We start from the raw sequence: 21,771 nt of genomic DNA on the forward strand, positions 1-21,771 counted from the left end.
GAAATCTGATGAAAAACACGCTGCTGCGCGTCAATGACGCGATCTACAAGACCTGTGTATGGGTCGCGGGGCTGGCCATCGTGGTCATGTCCATGATCATCCCCTGGGGGATATTCGCGCGCTACGTGCTAGGCACCGGAGCCGGCTGGCCTGAGCCCGTGGCCATTCTGTTGATGGTGATATTCACATTTCTTGGCGCTGCGGCGAGCTATCGCGCCGGCGCGCATATGGCGGTGACCATGTTCACCGACCGTCTTCCTGTCTATCTGCACCGCCACGTCGAAGTGCTGGTACAGATCCTCATGGGGATCATTTGCCTGTTCATGACGATCTGGGGTGTGAAGCTGTGCATGGCGACCTGGAACCAGTTCATGAGCACCCTGCCGACCTTGCGCGTTGGTATCGCATACGCACCTATCCCTCTTGGTGGGGCTATCACACTGATCTTCGTCCTCGAGCGAATGGTATTCGGCGACCAGAGCCAACGCCGCGCGGTCGATTATGAATTCGTAGAAAGCAGCAAGGAGGCAACGTAATGGACGCGCTGGTTCTACTCGGCAGTTTCGCTGTCCTCTTTCTGCTCCGTATGCCGGTGGCCTACGCGCTGGGCCTGTCCGCGCTGATCGGCGCCTGGTGGATCGACATTCCATTCGACGCGGTGATGATCCAGGTAGCTGGTGGCGTCAACAAGTTCTCACTGTTAGCCATTCCGTTCTTCGTCCTGGCCGGCGCGATCATGGCCGAAGGTGGCATGTCCCGGCGCCTGGTGGCTTTCGCCGGGGTACTGGTCGGCTTCGTTCGTGGCGGTCTGTCGCTGGTCAATATCATGGCCTCGACTTTCTTTGGCGCGATCTCCGGATCGTCACTGGCTGACACTGCCTCGGTCGGTTCGGTGCTGATTCCCGAAATGGAAAAGAAGGGCTATCCGCGGGAGTTCTCAACTGCCGTAACTGTCAGCGGCTCGGTTCAGGCGTTGCTGACGCCACCCAGCCACAACTCGGTCCTCTACTCGCTCGCTGCAGGCGGCACGGTGTCCATCTCATCGCTGTTCATCGCGGGCATCGGGCCAGGCTTGTTGCTGAGCGCAGTGATGATGACCATGTGTCTGATCTTTGCTCGGGTGCGCAACTACCCAAAGGGCGAGGTCATCCCGCTCAAGCAGGCGTTGAAGATCTGTGTCGAAGCGCTTTGGGGCTTGATGACGATGGTCATTATCCTCGGCGGTATCCTCTCCGGGATATTCACGGCGACCGAGTCTGCGTCGATTGCAGTGGTCTGGGCGTTCTTCGTGACCATGTTCATCTACCGCGACTACAAGTGGCGCGAACTGCCTAAGCTGCTGCATCGCACCGTTCGCACCCTGTCGGTGGTAATGATCCTGATCGCCTTTGCAGCAAGCTTCGGCTACATCATGACGCTGATGCAGATACCCTCGAAGATCACCACGATGTTCCTGACTCTGTCGGACAATCGCTATGTGATCCTCATGTGCATCAATTTGATGCTGCTGGCGTTGGGCACGCTGATGGACATGGCTCCGTTGATCCTGATCCTGACACCGATTCTGATGCCAGTGATTCTGGGTATCGGGGTCGACCCAGTGCACTTCGGCATGATCATGCTGGTCAACCTGGGCATTGGATTGATCACTCCACCGGTGGGCGCTGTGCTCTTCGTCGGTGCGGCCATCGGTAAGGTGACCATCGAGAACACCGTGAAAGCGCTGCTGCCCTTCTACTGTGCGCTGTTCCTGGTGCTGATCGCCGTTACTTACATTCCAGCAATCTCACTCTGGTTGCCGAGCATGGTGCTCTGACAGTCATTTACAGATGGACGAGGACGCCGCCCACCCGGGCGGCGTTTTACTTTATTAGCCATGAACGATCTACACAGCGAAACGACGAAGTACTGCCAACTCCGGCTGCAGACAGCAGCCGGACATAGTGATGTTGCATAGGACAGGATTGACCACGATGCAAACCCCAGCACCATTTCCCCGTCACATCGCCGTACTGGTCCTGGCGACACTGGCTTGCTCGTTCGCGGCCAACCATGTCGCTGCGCGCATTGCGTTCGATCACAACACCGGCCTGTTGCTGGCTATGCTCTGCCGCGCCGGTGTAACGCTGCTGGCGTTAGCTGGGATTGTGCTATGGCAGCGTCAGTCCCTGCGCTTGAGCGGCAGTACATGGCGCTGGCAGATCCTTCTAGGGCTGCTGATTGCGGTTCAGAGTTTTTGTATCTACTCGGCCGTAGCACGCATTCCTGTTGCACTGGCTCTGCTGGTAGTCAATCTCTCGCCAATACTGCTGGCACTGCTTACGTGGGCGCTCGGCGGCCCGAGACCAACCCGTCAGGCCGCGGCGATCATGGGCTTGATTTTGGTCGGCCTCGTATTGGTGCTGGACGTCCCGACACGGCTGATGAGTAGCGAGGCGCCCGATGGTGAATGGCTGGCCGGCATTTTGTTCAGCCTAACCGCAGCCGGGGTGTTCGCTCTGGCGCTATGGGTCACCGAACATAAGCTCTCGAGCATGGCCGGTTCGGTGCGGAGCATGCTGACGCTGGTTTTGGTCTTTGGCGCTTCGGCCCTGCTCGGTGCAACCGGCCTGATACCGGGAGGGCTAGGCTTGCCCAACGCAACCGCCGGTTGGATCGCGCTGGGCTGTCTGGTGCTTCTCTATGGCGCGGCTTTCTCCACGCTCTTTATCTGCATGCCGCGACTGAACATCGCTCGCAACGCGCCAGTCATGAATGCGGAACCCGTCGCGGGCATGCTGCTTGGCTGGTTGGTGCTTGGCCAGTTGCTGGCCCCCCTGCAGATTCTGGGCGGCCTCATCGTGGTGGGCGGTATTGTCCTTCTGGCGTATCGCAAGAATTGATCAGGCGAACCAGAGCATAGCTAGCACGCCTGGCGCCAAGCGGGAGCGCAATAACGAAGCGCTGCGCCTATCGGCCAGTATAGAAAGGATGCTCGCTGGACGGTTTGGGTCCGTAAATTCGGTCAGTCGTCCGTCTCGGCTTCTTCGTGCGCCTGGCGCAAGCGCTCGCGGCTGTTGGTCAGGTGCAAGCGCATCGCCGCTCTCGCGGACTCGGCATCCTGGCGGGCGATCGCATCATAGATCTGCTCGTGTTCACGACCGAGGCGCTGCTGATAGTGCGGCTGATCATCATGAGCCAGACGAGCAGAATTCAGGCGGCTGCGCGGAATGATTGCCGTGCCCAGGTGATTCATGATGTCGGTGAAGTACCGGTTGCCCGTTGCTTCCGCGATCTGAAGGTGGAACTGGAAGTCGGATACCGCTGCTTCGCTGGAAAGCGCTGCGCTTTGCTGCAACGAATCGAGAAAAGCGCGCATGGCAGCCAGTTGTTCGGGTGTGCGACGTAGTGCGGCAAGGCCTGCGGATTCGACCTCGAGACTGATACGCAGCTCCAGGATCGACAGCACATCACGCAGCGTACCGATGGTGGCCGGATCGATCCGCAGCCCGGTGGTGCTTGGCGTATCAAGCACGAAAGTGCCGATGCCATGGCGCGTTTCTACCAGGCCAGATGCCTGCAGCCTCGAAATCGCCTCTCGGACGACCGTACGGCTCACACCCTGAGCCTGCATGATCGCCGACTCGGTTGGCAGCTTGTCGCCACGCTTGATGTGGCCATCACGTATTTGCTGCGACAGCTCCGTTACCAGCTCCTGCGCAAGGCTGCGGTGCTTTCTGCGAACACGCGGTGGGGCAATCTGGTTTTCCATGAGCACATCGATCTCGTTGAAGCCAAGTTATCCTTATCATAGCCGAGTAGTTGTACGATAACTATCCGACCACCGTATATTGACTAGTCGACCTTATGTCCGAAAACGCTGCTGAATTTCGGTGGGTTCTATACTGCATTGGACCTAGCCATTTATCAGGAGACTGACATCATGCGCCGCACAATGCTATTTCTCGCTGCAGCCGTTGTAAGCACCCCACTCTGGGCCATGCACTGCCCAATGGACATGGCCAAGATCGACGAGCAATTACAGTCAAATCCGCCAGCCGATCCTGCGATTCTGACCCGGGTCAAATCGCTACGTGAGGAAGGCGAGAAGCTACACAACGCGGGCGATCATGAAGGCTCGCTCAAGGTTCTCGGCGAAGCTCAGGAGTTGTTGGACAGCTGAGCGCAGCGTCTTCCCGGCAGCGTCTTGATCAACGAGCGCTGTCGGCGTCCTCCGAACACCTGATCCGCAGTTCCTTTCGCTCGAAATTCTCCTCACTGCTCAACGTCTCGAACCCGTCCGGGCAGACTGAGGCTGCCCGTGCTTCGCATTCCGATTGTCCTGCAGCTTTGGCGCAAGCAAAGACGTACTCATCATCACCCTCCGGCGGCGGAACGGATTCGAAGCTTGAGCAACCGCCAATGAGTCCGGTGGCGATGACCAACAGAACCGGCTTGAAATCAATCTGCATATAACTGCCTTGGAGTTTGTACGCTATGGCTGACACAGCCTGGTGGGTTTCGTCCATTCCTGCCGACCCGCGATCTGAATATGATTCTCTCCAGTAGCGCAGGACGCGCAACGAGACAGGATGCTCGAATGGACCAGCCGGCAGACGTCGGCATCAGGGACTACGGAACGACAGACACAACGCCTATAGCCCCGCCTCGTGCGGGGCTTTTTAATGGCCGGCTATCAGCGTGGATTGGGCGCGTCATCGAGCTCGGCATTGTCGACATCAATGTCGGGCACATCTTCATCAAGCACTGCATCGTCATCGGAATCCAGCGGCACCTCACCATCGTTGTGAGGCAATTCGTCGATGCCCGCTTCATCGCCAGGATTCACGTCGGTTCGCTCCGTACCCAGCGGCGGCGGCGATCCAGGGACGAGGATTCCGTCATCGTTCGCATCAGCGCCGCTACTCAGATTTTGCTGATCGCTCGACAGTCCATCATTTCGGTGCTGGGTAGTCATAACCGCCTCCGCTCGTTGGTCTTGTATATGAGAGGCTGAGTCCGCTTCGACGTTCAGAGCAAAAGCAGCCACTAGTCCTGAACCGAATCACGATGGAGTATCAGCAAATAAATCGTGCCGGCGCACCCATGCAACCACCCTCAGAGTTGCACCCTGCCCAGCTGCTCGTTATAGTCCTGCGCCGCGACTACACGTCGCGTGATCATCCAGGCCCGGATGGCGAAATTGGTAGACGCAAGGGACTTAAAATCCCTCATCCGAAAGGGTATGCGGGTTCGATTCCCGCTCCGGGCACCAAGAGCATGATTTCAGACGTCCCCATGTGAACCTGAAACCCAGTAAAACCGGCCTCCGTTGCCGGTTTTGTTGTATCTGGGGTCATACGAATGCATCTATACATACCATCTGTTTAGGGGTACGTTTAGGGGTACGCAGGTTCGATAATGGAGCGTACCCCTATGGCGCGCACGGTCACCCCTCTTTCTGACTCAAAATGCGAAGCATCACGCCCCCGTGATAAGGACTACAAACTGTCCGACGGCGGCGGCCTGTTCCTGCTTGTGAAGGCGAACGCGAGTAAGGTCTGGCGCTTCAAGTTCAAGCGTCCTGACGGCAGAGAAGGACTCGCTACCTTCGGCAGCTATCCAGCAACTGGATTGAAAGCAGCCAGGGCCAAACGAGCCGAGGCGACGGAATTGCTCGCAAAGGGTATAGACCCAATCGAGCACGAAGGTCAGAAACGGATCAAGGCGGCGCAGTCATCATGCAATACCTTCAAGGCCGTTGCGCTGGAGTGGCACACGAGCATGGCCGGCAAATGGTCGAAGGGTCACGCCACCCGTGTAATGAACGAGTCCGAAGCCGATCTATTCCCGCTGCTTGGGGACCGTCCTATCGCTGACCTCAAGACCAGCGATCTGCTGGCCGCGTTAAAGCTGGTGGAGAAGCGCGGCGCATTGGATCTAGCCGGCCGGCTGCGGCAACGCGTCGTTGGCATCATGCGAACCGGCGTCCAGCGCAACATGATCGACTACAACCCAGCGCTTGATCTGCTGGGAGGCACCGCCACGCCGAAGACAAGGCACCGCCCTGCCCTGCCATTGGAGCGACTCCCCGAGCTGCTGGAGCGCATCGAGGCCGACACCGGGCGGCCGCTAACCCGTCTGGCCGTACAGCTCACCTTGCAGGTATTCATCCGTTCCAGCGAGCTCCGATTTGCCCGCTGGGATGAGATCGACTTCGGCCGTTCTATGTGGATCATCCCCGGCGAGCGTAAGCCCATCGAAGGCGTGAAGCACTCGCACCGTGGCGCCAAGATGGGCACACCGCACATGGTGCCGCTGAGTCGCCAGGCATTTGCCACCCTGGATGCAATCAAGCCGCTTACTGGCCGCTTCGAGCTGGTCTTTGCTGGCGATCACCACCATTGGAAGCCGCTCTCGGAAAACACGGTTAACAAGTCGCTGCGCCGCATGGGCTATGACACCAAAGCGGACGTATGCGGGCACGGTTTCCGCACTATGGCTTGTTCGGCGCTGGTGGAATCCGGCTTATGGAGCCGCGACGCGGTAGAGAGGCAGATGAGCCACCAAGAGCGCAATGGCGTCCGCGCCGCTTACATCCACAAGGCAGAACACCTGGAAGAACGCCGGCTGATGATGACCTGGTGGGCGGACTACCTCGACGCCAACCGCCACCAGCACATCACGCCATATGAGTTCGCGCACCGTGGCAAAAGTGGCGCCAACGTAGTGGAGCTAAGGGCATGAAGAAAATGAAGCCTCAGCAAACAGGCGGTGGGGTTGATGAATCCTTGCCTGAACGGTGCGTTGCGCTAATTCAGCAACTGCCTGGCGACACGAAAGAAGTCGAACGTCTTATCGGTATACGCGTGGGGCAATACCGAAGCGATTGGAAGTTTCATAAGACCATGGCGACCAAGGCTCAGACCATCAAGCATCTTCACTCCATAGCGGATCAAGCGCAGCGATTGAATGAGTCGATCAAATTAAATCCTGAAAACGCTAGAGCAAAACTGAAGGACGTTTACCGCCTATCTCCGTGGAGGACTTCGTACAACGACATGGAATACGAGCTGGGCATATGGCTTACAAGATTGCATGTCGCCACGACGGAAGTAGCCAAAGAATTTGAGTCGTACAGGGGTAAATCTGGAGGTCAATTGAAGAACCTCGAACGCTGGCTCCTATCAGACGTTTCAGAGCTTCTCCAGAACCACTCCAATCACCAGCTTACAGAAAAGGAAATCGTTGATTTAGCGGCAAACATCATCATTGCCGCAGGCATCGCAAACGTACCTGCGACAGAAGAAGCAGCTCACAGGGCTTTCAAGCGTTTGCAGCGCGAGGCGGCGATTCAACCTAAATAGGTGCAATCACCGCACTATCTCTCAGTCATTCTCTGTGAATAATGGGGGGCATCCAAACCAAACGGATGCTCTCAAATGCTCACAAGCCACCCCAGCGTAGACCAATCTCTAATCTCCCAGACCGAAGTCTGCAAAGCCATCGGCCAAACTCGCAGCGGCCTACAAAAGCTGCGCGAGAAAGATTCAACCTTTCCCAAGCCGATCAAGTTTGGTGCCACCCGGCAATCAGCCTCGTACTACGTTGTTGCCGAGGTGAATGCCTGGCTTCGGGCCAAGATCGAAGCGAGGGACTGCGCATGAAAAAGGCCGCCCCGGCGAAGGAAAGCGGCCTGCACAACATGCACGCCGATTATAACCATCACCACATCAACGACCACCGTCAGTTCTTCATCGAACAGGTGTTGCCGCTCATCGTCGGTTATGCCCGCAAGAGCAGCGCCCCGTCTGATGATGTGATCCTCGTTTCTTTTCTCAGCCTCTCGACGATCTTGCAAGTAAGAGGCTTCAGCCGCGCCACGCTAATAACTACTGTCGATGCTTCGCGCCTTCCGATTCACACCGCGCCGGAGGGTTTGCAATGAATGAACTTGCCCCGGTCTGCGCCCAGAGGTATTGTCTGCCCGTCGCTGCAAAATCAGCGACCTGGATTGGCGTCCTGAATTCCAAGGCGGACACACCGCCTAACGAGCGGTTTTTTTGTGTCCGCAACATGGCTAGTCCTTTATGGGCGGGCCGTGTGGGGAGCATTCGTGCTCAGCAGCCCTTGGACTGCCACGCCAACCTGCACGGTTCCGCCCTCCATGATTGGCGTCATGGCCGCGGAGTTTTAAGCCGCTATCCAAGGACTACCACCATGACAATCCGTCATACCCTTACCCTCAATCCGTCCAAATCCCACGCTGCCGCCTGGAAGGCCCGCGCGTTCGCTGCCCTGCGCGCTGATTCAAGCCTGGCTGTACGTCTGCGCCGATATAACTTGGCCATGGAGCGTGCCCGCGCTCTGGAAGCCGAAGGAGGTGCGCAATGATTCCCCGCACTTCTGAAAGCATCGCGGCCGACGCCATCGAATCGATTGGTTTCGGTGAGCAGCACACCCGCTGGCTGTCTGCTTTGATGGTCGCTATCGACGCCGATATCACTCGCGGTTACGGCCTCAAGGCGAAGGATCTGGCCAGCCTGGGTCAGTACCTGGCTGACGAAGGCGCTAACTACCTAGAGCGTGAGCGTCAAAGGCTCGAGCAAGAGCTCAGCGCCGCCCGCAACCAAGCCGGGGAGTAACCCATGAAAAACAAAAACAGCGCCCATGCGCTGAAGGGATCGCTCGGCCTTGAAAAACCCGAGCTGGCTTTCCGAGACGCGATGCAGGCCGCGTTCGGACCGCTTAATTGGTTACCGATCGCTGACGGGGACATACACCGCTTCCGCGTACCGGAGGACAAGCCAGGCACGCAAAACGGATGGTACGTCCTGTACCTGGACGGCATCGCCTCCGGGGCATTCGGCAGCTGGAAGGCTAACGGCTCGCACACCTGGAGCAGCCGCAAGCCTGCCGATCCGTTTGAGGCCGACTTGATCCGCCAGCGCACCGAGCAAGCCCGGCGCCAGCGGCAGACCGAGCAGCAGCAGCGCCAGCAGACCGCCGCGATCGAGGCGCAGCGCCTATGGAGCACCGCCGCCCCGGCTGATTTGGGCCACCCCTACATAATCCGCAAGGGCTGCCAGCCGCACAACCTGCGCCAGCGGGGAACGTTACTGCTGGTGCCGCTGTATCTGGACCGCGTGCTGGTGAATTTGCAACGCATCACTATGGACGGCTCCAAGCGGTTCCTGTCTGGTGGGCGAGTAAAGGGCTGCTATTCACCCATCGGCGTGCTGGCGGCCGGTGCGCCTCTCTACCTTTGCGAAGGCTGGGCAACGGGCGCCACCATCCACGAGCACAACGGCGCCGCCGTGGCTTGTGCAATGAATGCCGGCAACCTGCTGGAAGTCGGGCAACAACTCCAACGTCAGTACCCGGAAAACCCGCTGATCGTAGCTGGCGATGACGACCGCCAGACCGAGGGCAACCCCGGCCGCGCTGCCGCCAACCATGCTGCCGCCATGCTCGGCTGTGGCGTGGTATTCCCGCCCTGGAGCGGGGCCGAACCCCTGAGCCTCTCCGACTTCAACGACCTGCGCCAATGGCGGGAGGCCCACCCATGACCACGGCGCTTGTTCCACCTCACAGCTATCCAGAGCCGCAGCCACTACTGCCCGGCTTGGAAACCGCCGCACCCTATCCAATTGAAGAACTTGGTGAACTGCTGGGTGGCGCTGCCGCCGCCATCGTCGAAGCCGTGCAGGTGCCCGACGCCCTCGCCGCACAGTCCGTCTTAGCCGCAGCTGCAATGGCAGCACAACCGCACGCAAATGCCCGACGCGCTGGCCAGCTGATCCCACTGTCGCTGTTTTGCCTGACCGTAGCCGAATCTGGCGATCGCAAGTCGGCAGCTGACAGGCTGGCGCTGCGTGCGCATCAAGAGCGCCAGCGCGATCTGCTGGAGAAGTCGGGGCCAGAAATGAAACAGTACCGGGACTATCGGGACGCTTATCAGAAGGCCCGCACCGTGACACTCGAGAAGTGTAAAGGCGATCCGGAGACCGTCGCCGCTGAGCTGGCAAAACTGGTGGAGCCCGAAGCACCAGCGCTGCCATTTATCCTTGCCGAAGAGCCAACCCTGGAAGGCCTGCAAAAGTCACTGCTGCGCGGGTACGCCTCGCAAGGACTGTTCAGCGATGAGGGCGGCCAGTTCTTCGGGGGCCATGCCAGCAAGCCTGAAAACATGCTCAAGAGCGCAGCCGGCCTGTCCAAGCTGTGGGACGGTGCGCCAATTACCCGCACACGCGCCGCCGAAGGCGAAAGCGCATCGCGCAGCGGCTGCCGTCTGAGCGCACACCTAATGATTCAGCCCATCGTCGCGCAAGAGGTGCTGGTTAATCCGGTCATGCAGGGGCAGGGCTTTCTGGCTCGGTTCCTTATCGCATGGCCTCAGTCGCTGGCGGGAACCCGTTTCTATCGGGACAGCGACCCCACCAAGGACAGGCGGCTTGGACTGTACTGGAAGCGCATGGCCTCGTTGCTGGCGCTTGAGCCGCCCATGAATGAACGGGGAGAGTTGGAGCCGCCCGCCCTGCCCTTAGACCAACAGGCACTGGACGCTTGGATTGCCACGCATGACGCCATTGAGGCTGGGCTAGGAAACGGCGGTGATCTGCAAGAGATCAAGCCGACCGCCGCCAAGGGTGGTGAAAACGTGCTGCGCATCGCTGGTGTGCTGGCGGTGGTGGAAAATGCCGGCGCAATTACCCTTCCCATTGTCGAGCGTGCCGCCATGCTGGTGCGGTGGTATCTGGCAGAGGCCTTGCGTTTGACCAACCCGGCCAAGGCTGAACCCCGTTTGCAAAAGGCGCAGCAGCTGCTGGACTGGCTGCTCGTCCATGACTGGAAAAGCTTCGAGGCCAGGCGCTTGCAACGGGAAGGTCCGCGCTTCGCTCGCAAGAGCTCCAAGCAGCGGGACGAACTGCTTGCTGTCCTGCTAGAGCATCACCAACTGCTGAGTGTTGACGGCAAGAACTTCAGAATCAACCCGATGGCGACAACGGCGACAACCACGGGGTGGCAAGGCTTGAATCGTGGCGACACTCTGGCGACGGATGGCGACACCCCAACCATCCCCAGCCCCTTGTCGCCACCTGTCGCCAAGGCGTCGCCGGAGTCACCGCTGCGTAATACGGCGTGTGTCGCCACTGTCGCCACTGTCGCCACTGTCGCCACGCCAAGTGATTTCGAGGACTTCTAATATGGCCGCCCTTGACTACTTGCAAATGGAAGGGTTGGCCGCCGAACTGAAAGGGGGGCGCCTTCGCGTCACCCCGGCAAGCCGCATCACCGACAACCATCGGCAGTACCTGTGGCAGCACCGCGCCGAATTGCTAGCCGAGCTAGCGGCAAACGACGCGCTAACACCGGAGCAAATTGGCTGGCTTGCTTCTGTCGCGTCATGTCTCGGAGTGAGCACTGGCCATTTGCTTGAGCGGGGCTTTATCGACCGGCACGACCTGGTGGAGCAAATCGCTGCCGATCCACATCAGGTTGCCGCGCTCATCAAGAGCGATCCGAGGTGGTACCAATCCTGACCGAAACGGAGATCAATGCATGAGCATTGTCGAGGCTGAGATAAGGGAGCGGTTGCAACAAATGAATGTCGTGCCACTTATTGGCGGGCTCATACCGGAGCAAGCCACAGCGATGCTGCTTGGCTATTCCCCCGAGTACATGAGGCGGCAGGCATCAAAGGGGTTATCGCCGCTCCCTTACGTCCAGCGGGCCAACCGTCGCTTTTACCGGATAGAGGATATCGAAAGGTTCGCGACGGAAACCGTATAAACCCGGACTTATTGACACCCTTGTTCGCATGACCTGGCGCGCTCCGGCTCGTACCGTGAGTCCATTAAATGAACGAATCAGGAGTGCCAAATGAGTGCGACAGCGCAGATGGAAACGTTGATTAATGGCGTGAAGGAAGCCACCGACGTCGTTAAGGCTAGCGCCCAAGAGGTTAAGCAAATCAAAACCCAGCTTGGAGAGCTAGAACAGGAATTTGCCCGTATCCCTTCGGGCGGATTCAAAGTTGCTCGTCTAGAGTCGAATCCTGTAGCCACAGCGGTTGTTGACGGCGATGCCTTGTCTAGCGTCCGTACCGGCAGTCCATCTACCGGTAAGATCACTACCGAGTTCGGGCTCCGCGCGGCACTGAGCAATCCTGACAGCGGCCAGGCAGGCGATACCGTTTACCCGACGCCAACCCTGCGTGCCCCCGGCGTCCAGGGAATGCCAGCCGTCCGCCTGAGCATTCTTGATCTACTTCCCGTTGTGAAAGTAAACGAGCGAACCTATGAGTTCGTAGTGCTGGATAACTACATCAACGCTGCCGATTACCAGATCGTTGAAGGCGACGTTAAGGCGCAAACCGACCTGCCCACCAAGCTAGCCCGTGCGGAAGTCGCGACTATTGCCCACTGGCTGCCGGCGAGCCTGCAAGTGCTGGACGACAATGCCGGTCTGCAAAATCTTATCGGCCAGGTTCTATCAGTCGGCTGCCGTCAGAAGCTTGAGCATGAGGTACTGGTCGGCGCAGGTGGTGACGGCCGAATCTTAGGCATCGTGCCGCAGGCTGTAGCGTTCACGACTACCGCAACCAGCGCCGCTGACCGCGTCGGTTATGCGATCACCGATCTGTCGGCGGCCGGTTGGAGTGCTAACGCCGTGGTGATGAATCCCGTGGACTGGTTCGCTGTGGCCAGCACTCGTGCCGAAGGGGGCGATGGCCAATACATCCTTGGTTCTCCCCGAGATCCGTCCCCGGCTGGCCTGTGGGGGGTACCCGTTGTAGTAAGCCCATCGATGCCGGCCGGTCAGGCTCTGGTAATGGATACATCGATCACTGCCTTGCTCGATCGTCAGCAGGTTTCGGTCCAGCTTAGCCGCCATGACAGCGATAACTTCCGCCGTAACCTGGTGACAATTCTCGCCGAGCTGCGAGCTGGCCTGGCGCTGTATGCGCCCAGCGCAACACGCCTGGTAACTCTGGCCGTGGCATAAGTCAGGGGGTTGGCATGAACGATGACCAGGAAACAAACAAGGCGCTTAGGGAATTGCTGAGCACGTTCCATGCTATCGCGCAGCGAGAGCGGATTCGGTCACGCATAAACGAGCTATTGGCTAAAGGACGTTCACCCGAGCAGGTGCTCGACTCGCTGAAGATGAACCCGCCAGTGCTCTACCCGAAGTTCTAATCAGCCGTCGCCGGAACGGTCCACTGCGCGAATCATCCGGCCCTGGGTAAAGTCGTGAGTCACCAGGTCATGAAAGAACCGCGACAGCCTGCGCAGCACTTCAAAACCTCGGTAGCAAGCTGATAGCAAAGCTGGTGGCAGGCACCTTCTCGCGCTCGAAGGGAGGGGGTGGGTTTAGAGTTCCCAGCCTCCATCTACATGACCCCTCGGCCCCCTTTGCGCACATTCCCGCGAAAAACCGACCGGGGGTCAACATAGATTCCTAGTTTGCGATCGCCTGCCACTGCCTTAAGAACGGAGCTAGTTTACTGCCATGTCCAGCAATCTACGCTCGATAACTCCTTTCGAGTAACAAGTAATACCATCAGATGAATATGGCTGCTTAGTGGAAAAATTAAACTCGAATTTATCTTGACCAGCCGGTGCTCCGCCTGCCAAAGCCGCATAACTCACCGTTACAGGCAGGACGTATTTACCATTGACGCTGACCAACGTTCCGTCACCTTCCGGTGCTATATAGATATTCACTCGGCCACTTACCTCGGTCTTGCGGTTCGCATGGAAAGCGTGATGCTGAGGGTTGGTGATGATGAACCTCGCGCTGTCTGCGGCTTCATATTCGAAAGTCTGTTTACCGCGCGCATTGTCAAAGGTCCTGCGAGAACGGCCGCAGTCCACATATTCGCTTGGTTTACTGCTAGAAAATGAAAGGTTCATGAGGCGCGAATCTTTATCAATGTTATTGATGACAAAAAAATCGCTACTCGCCTGCCGAACTAAGTTATTCCAAACAACTTCGAATGGCTTGTTTATATGGCGGCTATTCTCGAAAGCCTGCTTTGCTGGAGGCGTGTAGTCTTGGGTGGAGGTAGCACAACCTGTGACCGACATTGCAAAAACAACAATGCTAAGCGCTTTTTGCATACCAATATCCATACATTAAAGAAATGACATGATAGCTATATGCCATCAACATCTGAAGCAGGCTTTTGAAACGTTTCCTATGGTGCATCAAAAAAGACTTCGATGCCGAACGCGGAGATGCACGACCGGCGCCCGCTTGTGCTTTCTGCCGAATGCGCAGCACATTGGCTGACCCTGAGCTGGGCTCGAGCGAGGCCGAAAATATCAACGGTTCTGTCGGAAGGGGCCCCATCGGCGAGCACGCCAACCATCAAGCCTCTTCGAGTTCCGATCGTAGTATCTGCAGATCAGCTGGTGCCTCAATAGCAATCTTAGCGCGGCTGCCATCGATGTCTTTCAGCTTGATCGTGATCCCGTCCAGCAACAGCTGGGCCAGTAGATCCTCAGCATCGGTGCCTGGCTGAACGCGCAGGGTAATGCGTTGGCCTTCTTTGCGGGTAAGTACTAGGTAACTCATGTGGTCGCTTCCTTGCGGTAGTCGTGATGGGCCACTCATATTATCAGCAGGCCCTATTAAGTGAGCTGCCCTGAACGCCATGATGTGACATGGCTATCATTGCCGCGATGGGGTACCCATCTCGTAGTTCGGGCCTACGGAGATAAGAGTAAACGGGGCGTTAAGCTTTCTTTAAGCTCTAGCATCTAAGGCAGGTTGTCTTTTGTTTTAGGGGTACGCTTAGGGGTACGGATGAGGAATAACCCGGGCTAAATCCCGTATCCACTGCTTCCTAGGTGGTAAATTCGATTCCCGCTCCGGCACCAGTATCTATGCCGCTTGCAGCGACTGCTTCTAGAACACTCCCCTCTTTCCGAATCTAAATTCGGACACGGTCTAAGCCGTCCCGCTCAATTCCTGCCCTTTTTCCAAATAGATATTGTTGCGGTATTCGCAGAGCAGCCCCCGTTTGTTGAACTCGGCAACTGCGTAACTATCGGGGCGGCTTTGGCACCTTTTGGCACCTACTGAAAAGTAACAGCGGTCTTGTCGCGCTACCCTTCGTCGAGGTCATTCGTGACGGACAAGGTGCCAATGTTGAAACCGATAACGGAGTCTAGCTTTCCTCGCCATAGCACTCCTCGGGTGGTGGGAATCAGGTGATTGCCAGCTAATAGATAAGCATCCTTGAGATGAATAAATACTGGCGAAAGGGGCTCCGCATTATCGGGCAGCGGCCTGATATAGCGCTCCTTCCACTGGTCCGCAATGCTGCTGAAATGCTCATGGTCTTCATCGCTAAGGACGAGCGCCATTTCCGTCTTTTGCATTTCCAGGTATTCGGAGCCTCCAATAAGCGTACCGCTAACCAACCCTGCCCCGGTCGTTAATGTCAGCCCTACATGCAAGCCGTGGTTGGCGTACTCCACTAGCGTTTGCAGAAACCAATCGCAGTCATTCGATTTCAACTGCTGCAGTTCGTCGTCAGTCATTGCGCTCTCCTCAGGTGAGATACCTAGAAGGAGGCTAGCACAGCACTGTGTTGCCACCGTTTGTTATGGCCCCGGCCGGACTTTTTGACGGCAAATCGCGCATAAATGCGTTATTTCACGTCATGTGGCTCGCTTCGATGGGCAGAAGGATGTTGCTGCTTCATGCCAGCATGGCGGACCGATTGATCCAGCCCGCCTTCGCTGGTCAGAGGGTCGCCACGCCACGCCGCTGCTTGACTACGCAACCTTCGCCGATGCCGGTAGCTTGACTGGGCGCTGCTCCCGAAAGGCGACCAGGAACGTCAGCAGCACTCCGAGCGCAAACACAGCTGGGAACAGCCAGATGCTTTGCCAGTCATGTGCGCCGGCCGTTGCGAAGTGGTCGGTGACCTTTCCGGCAACCCAGAACCCGATCAGCATTCCCACGCCATAGGTTGCCAAGGTAATGAGCCCTTGCGCTGAGCCTTTGAAGGTCTCGCCCGCCTTGGCGTCGGTATAGATCTGCCCGGAGACGAAGAAGAAGTCATAGCAGATGCCATGCAGTGCGATACCGGCCACCAGCATGAACAGCAGATCACCATTATTGCCATAGGCGAACATGGCGTATCGAAGCGACCAGGCAAGCATGCCTATCAACAGGGTTTTCTTGATGCCGAAGCGCTGGATGAACAACGGCAGTAGCAGCATGAACAGCACTTCCGAGATCTGTCCGAGGGTCATTTTTCCAGTCGGATTATCGACGCCGATTTCGGCGAGGAAGGGATTCGCGTTTTGATAATAGAAGGCCAACGGAATGCAGATCAGCACCGAGGCCAGAAAGAAGATCGCGAAGCTCCGGTCCTTCAACAGCTTGAGTGCATCGAGCCCGAGCATCTCTTTGATTCCGCCCTGGCCGCGCCTGGCCAGCGGCGGAGTACTTGGCAGGCTGAAACTGTAGAAGCCAAGTAGCGCAGAGGCGATAGCGCACATCAGAAAGGTGTTTTTCAGTGCTCCAGCGGCGATCGCCTGCTGAGCATCCCAGCCAAACAGAAAACTGATTACCAGCCCGGCAACAATCCAACCTACCGTGCCCCACACCCGGATCCTGGCGAACTCCTGTCCGGGGTCACGCATCTGCCGAAACGCTACAGCGTTCACCAGCGCCAAAGTCGGCATGTAGATGATCATGTAGCCAAGCACATAAGGATAAAAAGCGGCGAAATCACTCGCCCGGTAAAGCTGGAACAGCAGGACTGCCCCGACCATATGGAGGATCGCCAGCAAGCGTTCAGCATTGAAGTAGCGGTCAGCCACCAGCCCAATCACAAACGGGGCCAGGATCGCGCCCCAGGACTGAGTGGAGAACGCCATGCCTATCTGACTGCCGTTGGCGCCCAGATTATTAGCCAGAAAAGTGCCGAGAGTAACGAACCATCCGCCCCAGATGAAGAACTGCAAAAACATCATCAGGCTCAGCCGTACATTGAGTGTGCTCATGATCTTGTCCTTGTTTTATGCACGCGTTTTTGCCGGTCAGGTGCTTATTCGAGCCCTAGCAGCCGGCGGTTTCTCGAGGCACTGCTACCAACCCCGGCGAAGTCGTCGAACGCTCGCGTTGCGCGAGTAATCAGATGCTGCTCGATGAAGCGAGCGCCCTCCTCTGCCCCTTGTGCGCCATCCTTGAGGCAGCACTCCCACTCCAGCACGGCCCAGCCGTCATAACCGTACTGGGTCAGCTTGCTGAAGATCTGTTTGAAATCGATTTGGCCATCTCCCAGCGAACGAAAGCGGCCAGGGCGTTCGATCCAGTCCTGGTAACCGCCATAAACGCCGGAGCGCGCATCTGCGCGGAACTCCGCATCCTTGACGTGAAACATGCCAATGCGCTCGTGGTAACGGTCAATGAAGCCGAGGTAGTCGAGTTGCTGCAGCAGGAGGTGACTGGGGTCGTAAAGGATCTTCGCTCTGGGATGCTGACCGACAGCCTCGAGAAAGCGCTCGAACGAAGCCCCGTCATGAAGATCCTCACCTGGGTGAATCTCGAAGCAGAGGTCAACGCCTGCATCGTCGAACGCATCCAGAATCGGCCGCCACCGGCGAGTAAGCTCCGCGAAGCCTTCTTCGATCAACCCTTTGGGTCGCTGGGGCCAAGGGTAAAAATACGGCCACAGCAGCGCGCCGGAAAAGGTTGCATGTGCAGTGAGCCCAAGCCGCTGGCTAGCTTTCGCGGCAAGACGCAATTGATCCATGGCCCATTCCGTCCGGGCCGCCGGCCTGCCGCGCAGCTCTGCTGGCGCGAAATCATCGATTAGATCGTCGAACGCCGGGTGCACTGCCACCAGTTGGCCTTGCAGGTGCGTGGAAAGCTCGCTGATCTGCACGCCGGCGTCTGCGCAGATGCCGGCGAGCTCATCACAGTAGGTCTGGCTTTCGGCGGCTTGTTTCAAGTCCAGACACTGCCCACCGAGCGTTGGAAGTTGCACGCCCCGATACCCGAGCGACGCGGCCCATCTGGCAAGGTTGGGCAACGTGTCGAAGGGAGGCTCGCCGCCGAGGAATTGCGCGAGAAATATGGCTGGGCCGCGCATGCCGCTAGATTGTGAGGATTGGCACATATGAGTCCTACCGTTCGCTTGCGATGAAAGAGGTCCACTTGCTGTCGCTGCGCTGGCTCGCTAGCACCGTTTCGATGAAAGACATGCCCCGAAGCGCGGCATCGATACCGGGAATAGTCGATGGATGCCCATCACGGATACTTGAAGCCTGATCGGTGTAGAGATTGGCCATTGCTTCGATGTAACCCTCTGGATGCCCTGCGGGCAGACGGATGCGCTTCAAGGCTGCTTCGCATAGCCAGGATTGATCAGTGCCGGCTCGTAGCGTCTGGACTGGCCCGTCGATTCTGCGGTAATGCAGTGAGCCCGGATCCTGCTGCCGCCATTCCAAGCCGCCACGCTCGCCGTACAGGCGCAAGGTCAACGCGTTTTCTTCTCCGCTGCAGATCTGACTGGCAATCAACACGCCGCTTGCACCGGCATCGGTGCGAAACAGCACGGCGCCGTCGTCATCGAGCTGGCGCCCCTCGACATGCACACCGAGGTCCGCGCACAGCTGGCCGATCCGTTGCCCACTGACGAACTCTGCAAGGTTGAACGCGTGCACGCCGATGTCACCCATGCAACCACTCGGCCCGGCCACTGATGGATCGCCACGCCAGGCAGCCTGCTTGTTGCCCTGCCCGGCCTGATCTTCGCTTAGCCAGCCTTGCGGATACTCGACGTAGATTTTCCGTAGTCGTCCGAGCGCACCCGTTGCCACCATGTGCTGCGCCTGCCAGACCATCGGATAACCCTGGTAGGTATGCGCCAGCCCGTACTGGCAAGCACTCCTGGCTAGGGACACAGCAAGGTCGTGGGTGTCGGCGAGCGACAGTGCGGCCGGCTTTTCCGAGAACACATGAAAGCCGGACTCAAGCGCAGCCTTGGCGATGGGCGCGTGGAGGTGATTCGGCGTAACGATGACGAGCAACTCCAGACGTTCATCGCAGGGCCGCGCAGCCTCGCCGGCCAGCAGTTGTTCCCAGGAGTCATAGCAGCGTTCCAGGTCGAGGTGCAGTGCAGAAGCGGTTCGCCTGTTGTTTTCCGGGTTGCGGCTGAATGCGCCACAAACGAGTTCGAAGCGTCCATCCAGGCGCATGGCCTGAAGATGCACCTGCCCGATGAAGGCTCCTTCGCCGCCACCGACAAGGCCTGCCCGTACCCTCGCTTTTGTTGCCGCTCGCAAATCCATAACTACTCCTGAAAATCGATGTAACCGGTTACATCGATTCAACCTAGCAGTGCTTTCTGAGGTGTCAAGCCACGGTCTCGGCGTTTGAGGACGTCGACAACTCAGCGATCATTGATGAAGAACCAGATCAGTGAGCATGTGTTGTGTGATTGCTCCCGCGCCCGCTTCGCTGGGTTAGGCTAGGCGGAATGAGCTGCGTGAATGATTTGAACCGAGGATCTATGTCAAACATACGCAAAGTGGCCGAGCTGGCAGGCGTGTCGGTGGCCACGGTATCGCGAACGTTGAAAATGCCGGAGCGCGTGTCCCCGCTGACACGGGATCGCGTGCTTGCCGCAGTCGAGCAGGCGGGCTACCGCCCTAACCTCATGGCGGTGCAGTTCCGCTCGCGCAAGACCCGCAATCTGGTGGTCTTGGTCCCGGTGATAGCCAATGTGTTCTTCGCTCGGGTAATCAGCGGTATCCAGGAAGCCGCGCAGGCGATCGACTACCGCGTGCTGTTGTGCGACACCCTTGGCCGTGAGGAAGTGGAAATCGCCTATGCCGAACTGGTGCGTGCACACCAGGCCGATGGCCTGATTCAGCTGCGCGCATTCGACCCATTCAGCAGTTCAGGTCCTCAAGGCGAAGGGCTCCCGCCCATGGTCAACGCCTGTGAAATTCTGGATGTCCCGCCCTGCCCAACGTTACGGCTCGATAACCGCGCTGCTGCCCATGAGATGACCGAGCACTTGCTTGGCCTAGGCCATCGACGGATCGGACTGATCAAGGGTCCGCAAGGTAGCCCGCTGACCCGTGAGCGTATCGCCGGCTATGAAGACGCATTGAGGCAAGCGGGCGTAGCACCTGACCCCACACTGCTCTGCCGCGGTAATTTCACCCTTCAGTCCGGCTACGATGCGGCCGGCCAGTTGCTCGGCAATATCGAGCGACCGACTGCAATCTTCTGTGAAAACGATGAGATGGCGATTGGCGCTATCAAGCGCATTCGCGAGGCGGGCCTGGGTGTGCCGCAGGACATTTCGGTCGCCGGTTTCGATGACATCCCGTTCGCGGCCTTCTGTGACCCGCCGCTGACGACCATTGCTCAGCCTGCAGAAGCATTCGGGCGATACGCAGTCGAAATGCTCGTCGCGCAGTTCGCGCATCAGCCACTGGAGACTGCTCACCTGGTACTTCCTCATCAGCTGGTGATTCGAGGCAGTACGGCGGCCGTTGCACGCTGAACAGGGTTTCGTCGGAGCTGCTTAGAAGACAGCTGACGCTCAGTGTCGGCGTCGTAACCCGACGATGAGCCAGAACACCAGACCCAGAATTGGGAACAAGGCAATCCCCAAAGCCCACAGCGCTTTCGATCCGACGGTTCTATCGCTCTTGAACACGCTGATGATTGCCAGCAGATCCAGCGCAATAACTGCTACCGCGACCGCTATCGCCAGATAACTCATGACGTCCGACATTCAGTGCTCCTCAATGGAATCGACCCTATTGAGGCTGCGCGGCTTGTCAGTCAGTTCATTCTTGCGGGCGAACGGCCATTTCGACTGCAAGACACCAAACACATATTTGACCGCTGAATTGCAGGCATAAAAAAACCGCAAACTTTCGTTTACGGTTTCTTCATTTAATGGAGGCCGATGTCGGAATCGAACCGGCGTACACGGATTTGCAATCCGCTGCATAACCACTCTGCCAACCGGCCTCAAACGACAACGCCGCATGTCGCGGCGCTATCGTCAACAAACTGGAGCGGGAAACGAGACTCGAACTCGCGACCCCGACCTTGGCAAGGTCGTGCTCTACCAACTGAGCTATTCCCGCATCGTCTTGGTGACGGGCGCCATTTTATAGTTTCAGCACGCCCCGTCAAGCCTTTGATTAAAAAAGTTTTTTATTTCTTTTCGGTAGGACTGAGGTGAGGCCATGCAGCCATAAGGTAATTGACCATCGACCATAACGTCAGGGCGGCAGCGACGATCAACAAGCTGTAACCGAGCCCTACCCATATGGTTGCGAGCGGTGGGTTGGCCAGAAGAATGATGAGCGCGACCATCTGTGCGGCCGTCTTCCACTTACCCAGGCTGGATACCGCCACATGCGCGCGCGCGCCCAACTCGGCCATCCATTCGCGCAGTGCGGATATAACGATCTCCCGCCCAATGATGATCGCGGCTGGCAGCGTCAGCCAAAGATTCGCATGCTCTTCGACCAGCAATACGAGCGCCACAGCCACCATGAGCTTGTCCGCGACCGGATCGAGAAAAGCGCCAAATGGCGTGCTTTGCTGGAGCTTACGAGCCAGATAACCATCCAGCCAGTCAGTTATAGCGGCGATGGTGAATACCGCGCTTGCGGCCAGGTAGCTCCATTGGAAGGGTAAGTAGAACAGCAGAATGATGATCGGTATCAGCAGTACGCGTAGCACGGTAAGAATGTTTGGAATGTTCATCGATACCACTGTCCGCGGATT

At 57.9% G+C, this 21,771-nt stretch carries 27 protein-coding genes and 3 tRNA genes; 17 read left to right on the forward strand and 13 right to left on the reverse strand.

Annotated elements, in window-relative coordinates; genetic code table 11:
- The first annotated feature begins 8 nt into the window (after window positions 1–8).
- From NA619_RS12575 to NA619_RS12585, 3 genes are all read left to right on the forward strand, one after another.
- Entirely contained in the window at window positions 9–536 is a 528-nt protein-coding gene (locus NA619_RS12575) for a TRAP transporter small permease (protein ID WP_255962190.1), read from the forward strand.
- The gene (locus NA619_RS12580; protein ID WP_255962191.1) at window positions 536–1,816 is read left to right on the forward strand and encodes a TRAP transporter large permease; all 1,281 of its coding nucleotides are present in this window, start codon (window positions 536–538) and stop codon (window positions 1,814–1,816) included. The genes NA619_RS12575 and NA619_RS12580 overlap by 1 nt, the downstream gene beginning before the upstream one ends.
- A 157-nt stretch (window positions 1,817–1,973) precedes the next feature.
- A complete protein-coding gene (locus NA619_RS12585) occupies window positions 1,974–2,882 on the forward strand; it encodes an EamA family transporter (RefSeq protein WP_255962192.1) in 909 nt (302 codons plus the stop codon).
- Window positions 2,883–3,004: 122 nt separating this feature from the next.
- Here NA619_RS12585 and NA619_RS12590 read toward each other — a convergent pair whose 3' ends face one another.
- Window positions 3,005–3,751, reverse strand: a complete 747-nt coding sequence (locus tag NA619_RS12590; RefSeq protein WP_255962193.1) for a FadR/GntR family transcriptional regulator — start codon at window positions 3,749–3,751, stop codon at window positions 3,005–3,007.
- A 171-nt stretch (window positions 3,752–3,922) separates the two neighbouring features.
- Here NA619_RS12590 and NA619_RS12595 point away from each other — a divergent pair, with 171 nt between their 5' ends.
- Window positions 3,923–4,162, forward strand: coding sequence for a hypothetical protein (locus NA619_RS12595; RefSeq protein WP_255962194.1), 240 nt, complete (start codon window positions 3,923–3,925; stop codon window positions 4,160–4,162).
- Window positions 4,163–4,190: 28 nt separating this feature from the next.
- Here NA619_RS12595 and NA619_RS12600 read toward each other — a convergent pair whose 3' ends face one another.
- Both NA619_RS12600 and NA619_RS12605 read right to left on the reverse strand, forming a co-directional pair.
- Window positions 4,191–4,451 (reverse strand): hypothetical protein, encoded by a 261-nt coding sequence (locus NA619_RS12600; RefSeq protein ID WP_255962195.1) that lies wholly within the window; start codon window positions 4,449–4,451, stop codon window positions 4,191–4,193.
- A 224-nt stretch (window positions 4,452–4,675) separates the two neighbouring features.
- A complete protein-coding gene (locus NA619_RS12605) occupies window positions 4,676–4,957 on the reverse strand; it encodes a hypothetical protein (protein WP_255962196.1) in 282 nt (93 codons plus the stop codon).
- Between the two features lie 210 nt (window positions 4,958–5,167).
- Between NA619_RS12605 and NA619_RS12610 the strand changes: the two genes are divergently transcribed.
- The 12 genes from NA619_RS12610 to NA619_RS12670 all read left to right on the forward strand — a co-directional run bounded on the left by NA619_RS12610 (window position 5,168) and on the right by NA619_RS12670 (window position 13,181).
- Window positions 5,168–5,254, forward strand: a tRNA-Leu gene (locus NA619_RS12610).
- A gap of 161 nt (window positions 5,255–5,415) precedes the next feature.
- A complete protein-coding gene (locus NA619_RS12615) occupies window positions 5,416–6,726 on the forward strand; it encodes a tyrosine-type recombinase/integrase (protein WP_255962315.1) in 1,311 nt (436 codons plus the stop codon).
- The gene (locus tag NA619_RS12620) at window positions 6,723–7,346 is read left to right on the forward strand and encodes a hypothetical protein (protein WP_255962197.1); all 624 of its coding nucleotides are present in this window, start codon (window positions 6,723–6,725) and stop codon (window positions 7,344–7,346) included. The genes NA619_RS12615 and NA619_RS12620 overlap by 4 nt, the downstream gene beginning before the upstream one ends.
- Before the next feature lie 296 nt (window positions 7,347–7,642).
- Entirely contained in the window at window positions 7,643–7,927 is a 285-nt protein-coding gene (locus NA619_RS12630) for a hypothetical protein (RefSeq protein ID WP_255962199.1), read from the forward strand.
- Window positions 7,928–8,199: 272 nt separating this feature from the next.
- The gene (locus NA619_RS12635) at window positions 8,200–8,373 is read left to right on the forward strand and encodes a hypothetical protein (RefSeq protein WP_255962200.1); all 174 of its coding nucleotides are present in this window, start codon (window positions 8,200–8,202) and stop codon (window positions 8,371–8,373) included.
- A complete protein-coding gene (locus NA619_RS12640; protein ID WP_255962202.1) occupies window positions 8,370–8,624 on the forward strand; it encodes a hypothetical protein in 255 nt (84 codons plus the stop codon). Before NA619_RS12635 ends, NA619_RS12640 begins: the two co-directional genes overlap by 4 nt.
- 3 nt (window positions 8,625–8,627) lie before the next feature.
- Window positions 8,628–9,548 (forward strand): toprim domain-containing protein, encoded by a 921-nt coding sequence (locus NA619_RS12645; protein WP_255962203.1) that lies wholly within the window; start codon window positions 8,628–8,630, stop codon window positions 9,546–9,548.
- On the forward strand, window positions 9,545–11,185 hold the full coding sequence (locus tag NA619_RS12650; protein WP_255962204.1) for a YfjI family protein: 1,641 nt from the start codon (window positions 9,545–9,547) through the stop codon (window positions 11,183–11,185). Before NA619_RS12645 ends, NA619_RS12650 begins: the two co-directional genes overlap by 4 nt.
- 1 nt (window position 11,186) lies before the next feature.
- Complete coding sequence (locus tag NA619_RS12655) at window positions 11,187–11,522, forward strand: hypothetical protein (protein WP_255962205.1); 336 nt, start codon at window positions 11,187–11,189, stop codon at window positions 11,520–11,522.
- A gap of 19 nt (window positions 11,523–11,541) precedes the next feature.
- Window positions 11,542–11,772: a DNA-binding protein gene (locus tag NA619_RS12660; RefSeq protein WP_255962206.1), complete on the forward strand. Its 231-nt coding sequence runs from the start codon at window positions 11,542–11,544 to the stop codon at window positions 11,770–11,772.
- Window positions 11,773–11,862: 90 nt separating this feature from the next.
- On the forward strand, window positions 11,863–12,987 hold the full coding sequence (locus NA619_RS12665; protein ID WP_255962207.1) for a phage major capsid protein: 1,125 nt from the start codon (window positions 11,863–11,865) through the stop codon (window positions 12,985–12,987).
- Window positions 12,988–13,001: 14 nt separating this feature from the next.
- The gene (locus tag NA619_RS12670; RefSeq protein WP_255962208.1) at window positions 13,002–13,181 is read left to right on the forward strand and encodes a hypothetical protein; all 180 of its coding nucleotides are present in this window, start codon (window positions 13,002–13,004) and stop codon (window positions 13,179–13,181) included.
- Window positions 13,182–13,481: 300 nt separating this feature from the next.
- On the opposite strand, the gene NA619_RS12675 is transcribed toward NA619_RS12670, so the two are convergent.
- The 6 genes from NA619_RS12675 to NA619_RS12700 form a co-directional block, all read right to left on the reverse strand.
- Window positions 13,482–14,105 (reverse strand): hypothetical protein, encoded by a 624-nt coding sequence (locus NA619_RS12675; RefSeq protein ID WP_255962209.1) that lies wholly within the window; start codon window positions 14,103–14,105, stop codon window positions 13,482–13,484.
- A 250-nt stretch (window positions 14,106–14,355) separates the two neighbouring features.
- Window positions 14,356–14,562 carry a carbon storage regulator gene (locus tag NA619_RS12680; RefSeq protein WP_255962210.1) on the reverse strand — a complete coding sequence of 69 codons (207 nt, stop codon included), beginning with the start codon at window positions 14,560–14,562 and terminating at the stop codon, window positions 14,356–14,358.
- 533 nt (window positions 14,563–15,095) lie between these two features.
- The gene (locus tag NA619_RS12685; protein ID WP_255962211.1) at window positions 15,096–15,533 is read right to left on the reverse strand and encodes a hypothetical protein; all 438 of its coding nucleotides are present in this window, start codon (window positions 15,531–15,533) and stop codon (window positions 15,096–15,098) included.
- A gap of 237 nt (window positions 15,534–15,770) precedes the next feature.
- On the reverse strand, window positions 15,771–17,009 hold the full coding sequence (locus NA619_RS12690) for a nucleoside permease (protein WP_255962212.1): 1,239 nt from the start codon (window positions 17,007–17,009) through the stop codon (window positions 15,771–15,773).
- A gap of 44 nt (window positions 17,010–17,053) precedes the next feature.
- A complete protein-coding gene (locus tag NA619_RS12695; protein ID WP_255962213.1) occupies window positions 17,054–18,100 on the reverse strand; it encodes a sugar phosphate isomerase/epimerase family protein in 1,047 nt (348 codons plus the stop codon).
- Window positions 18,101–18,134: 34 nt separating this feature from the next.
- Window positions 18,135–19,301: a Gfo/Idh/MocA family protein gene (locus tag NA619_RS12700; protein WP_255962214.1), complete on the reverse strand. Its 1,167-nt coding sequence runs from the start codon at window positions 19,299–19,301 to the stop codon at window positions 18,135–18,137.
- 221 nt (window positions 19,302–19,522) lie between these two features.
- Between NA619_RS12700 and NA619_RS12705 the strand changes: the two genes are divergently transcribed.
- The gene (locus NA619_RS12705) at window positions 19,523–20,527 is read left to right on the forward strand and encodes a LacI family DNA-binding transcriptional regulator (protein WP_255962215.1); all 1,005 of its coding nucleotides are present in this window, start codon (window positions 19,523–19,525) and stop codon (window positions 20,525–20,527) included.
- 39 nt (window positions 20,528–20,566) lie between these two features.
- Here the strand turns inward: NA619_RS12705 and NA619_RS12710 are convergent, their stop codons facing one another.
- The 4 genes from NA619_RS12710 to pgsA all read right to left on the reverse strand — a co-directional run bounded on the left by NA619_RS12710 (window position 20,567) and on the right by pgsA (window position 21,750).
- Window positions 20,567–20,761, reverse strand: coding sequence for a PLD nuclease N-terminal domain-containing protein (locus tag NA619_RS12710; RefSeq protein WP_255962216.1), 195 nt, complete (start codon window positions 20,759–20,761; stop codon window positions 20,567–20,569).
- A 168-nt stretch (window positions 20,762–20,929) separates the two neighbouring features.
- Window positions 20,930–21,003: transfer RNA gene (locus tag NA619_RS12715), tRNA-Cys, on the reverse strand.
- Between the two features lie 43 nt (window positions 21,004–21,046).
- Window positions 21,047–21,122: transfer RNA gene (locus NA619_RS12720), tRNA-Gly, on the reverse strand.
- A 70-nt stretch (window positions 21,123–21,192) separates the two neighbouring features.
- Window positions 21,193–21,750, reverse strand: a complete 558-nt coding sequence (gene pgsA, locus NA619_RS12725) for a CDP-diacylglycerol--glycerol-3-phosphate 3-phosphatidyltransferase (protein WP_255962217.1) — start codon at window positions 21,748–21,750, stop codon at window positions 21,193–21,195.
- Between the last annotated feature and the right edge of the window lie 21 nt (window positions 21,751–21,771).

It is taken from the genome of Stutzerimonas stutzeri, from assembly GCF_024448895.1.
GTDB classification, from domain to species: domain Bacteria; phylum Pseudomonadota; class Gammaproteobacteria; order Pseudomonadales; family Pseudomonadaceae; genus Stutzerimonas; species Stutzerimonas stutzeri_Q.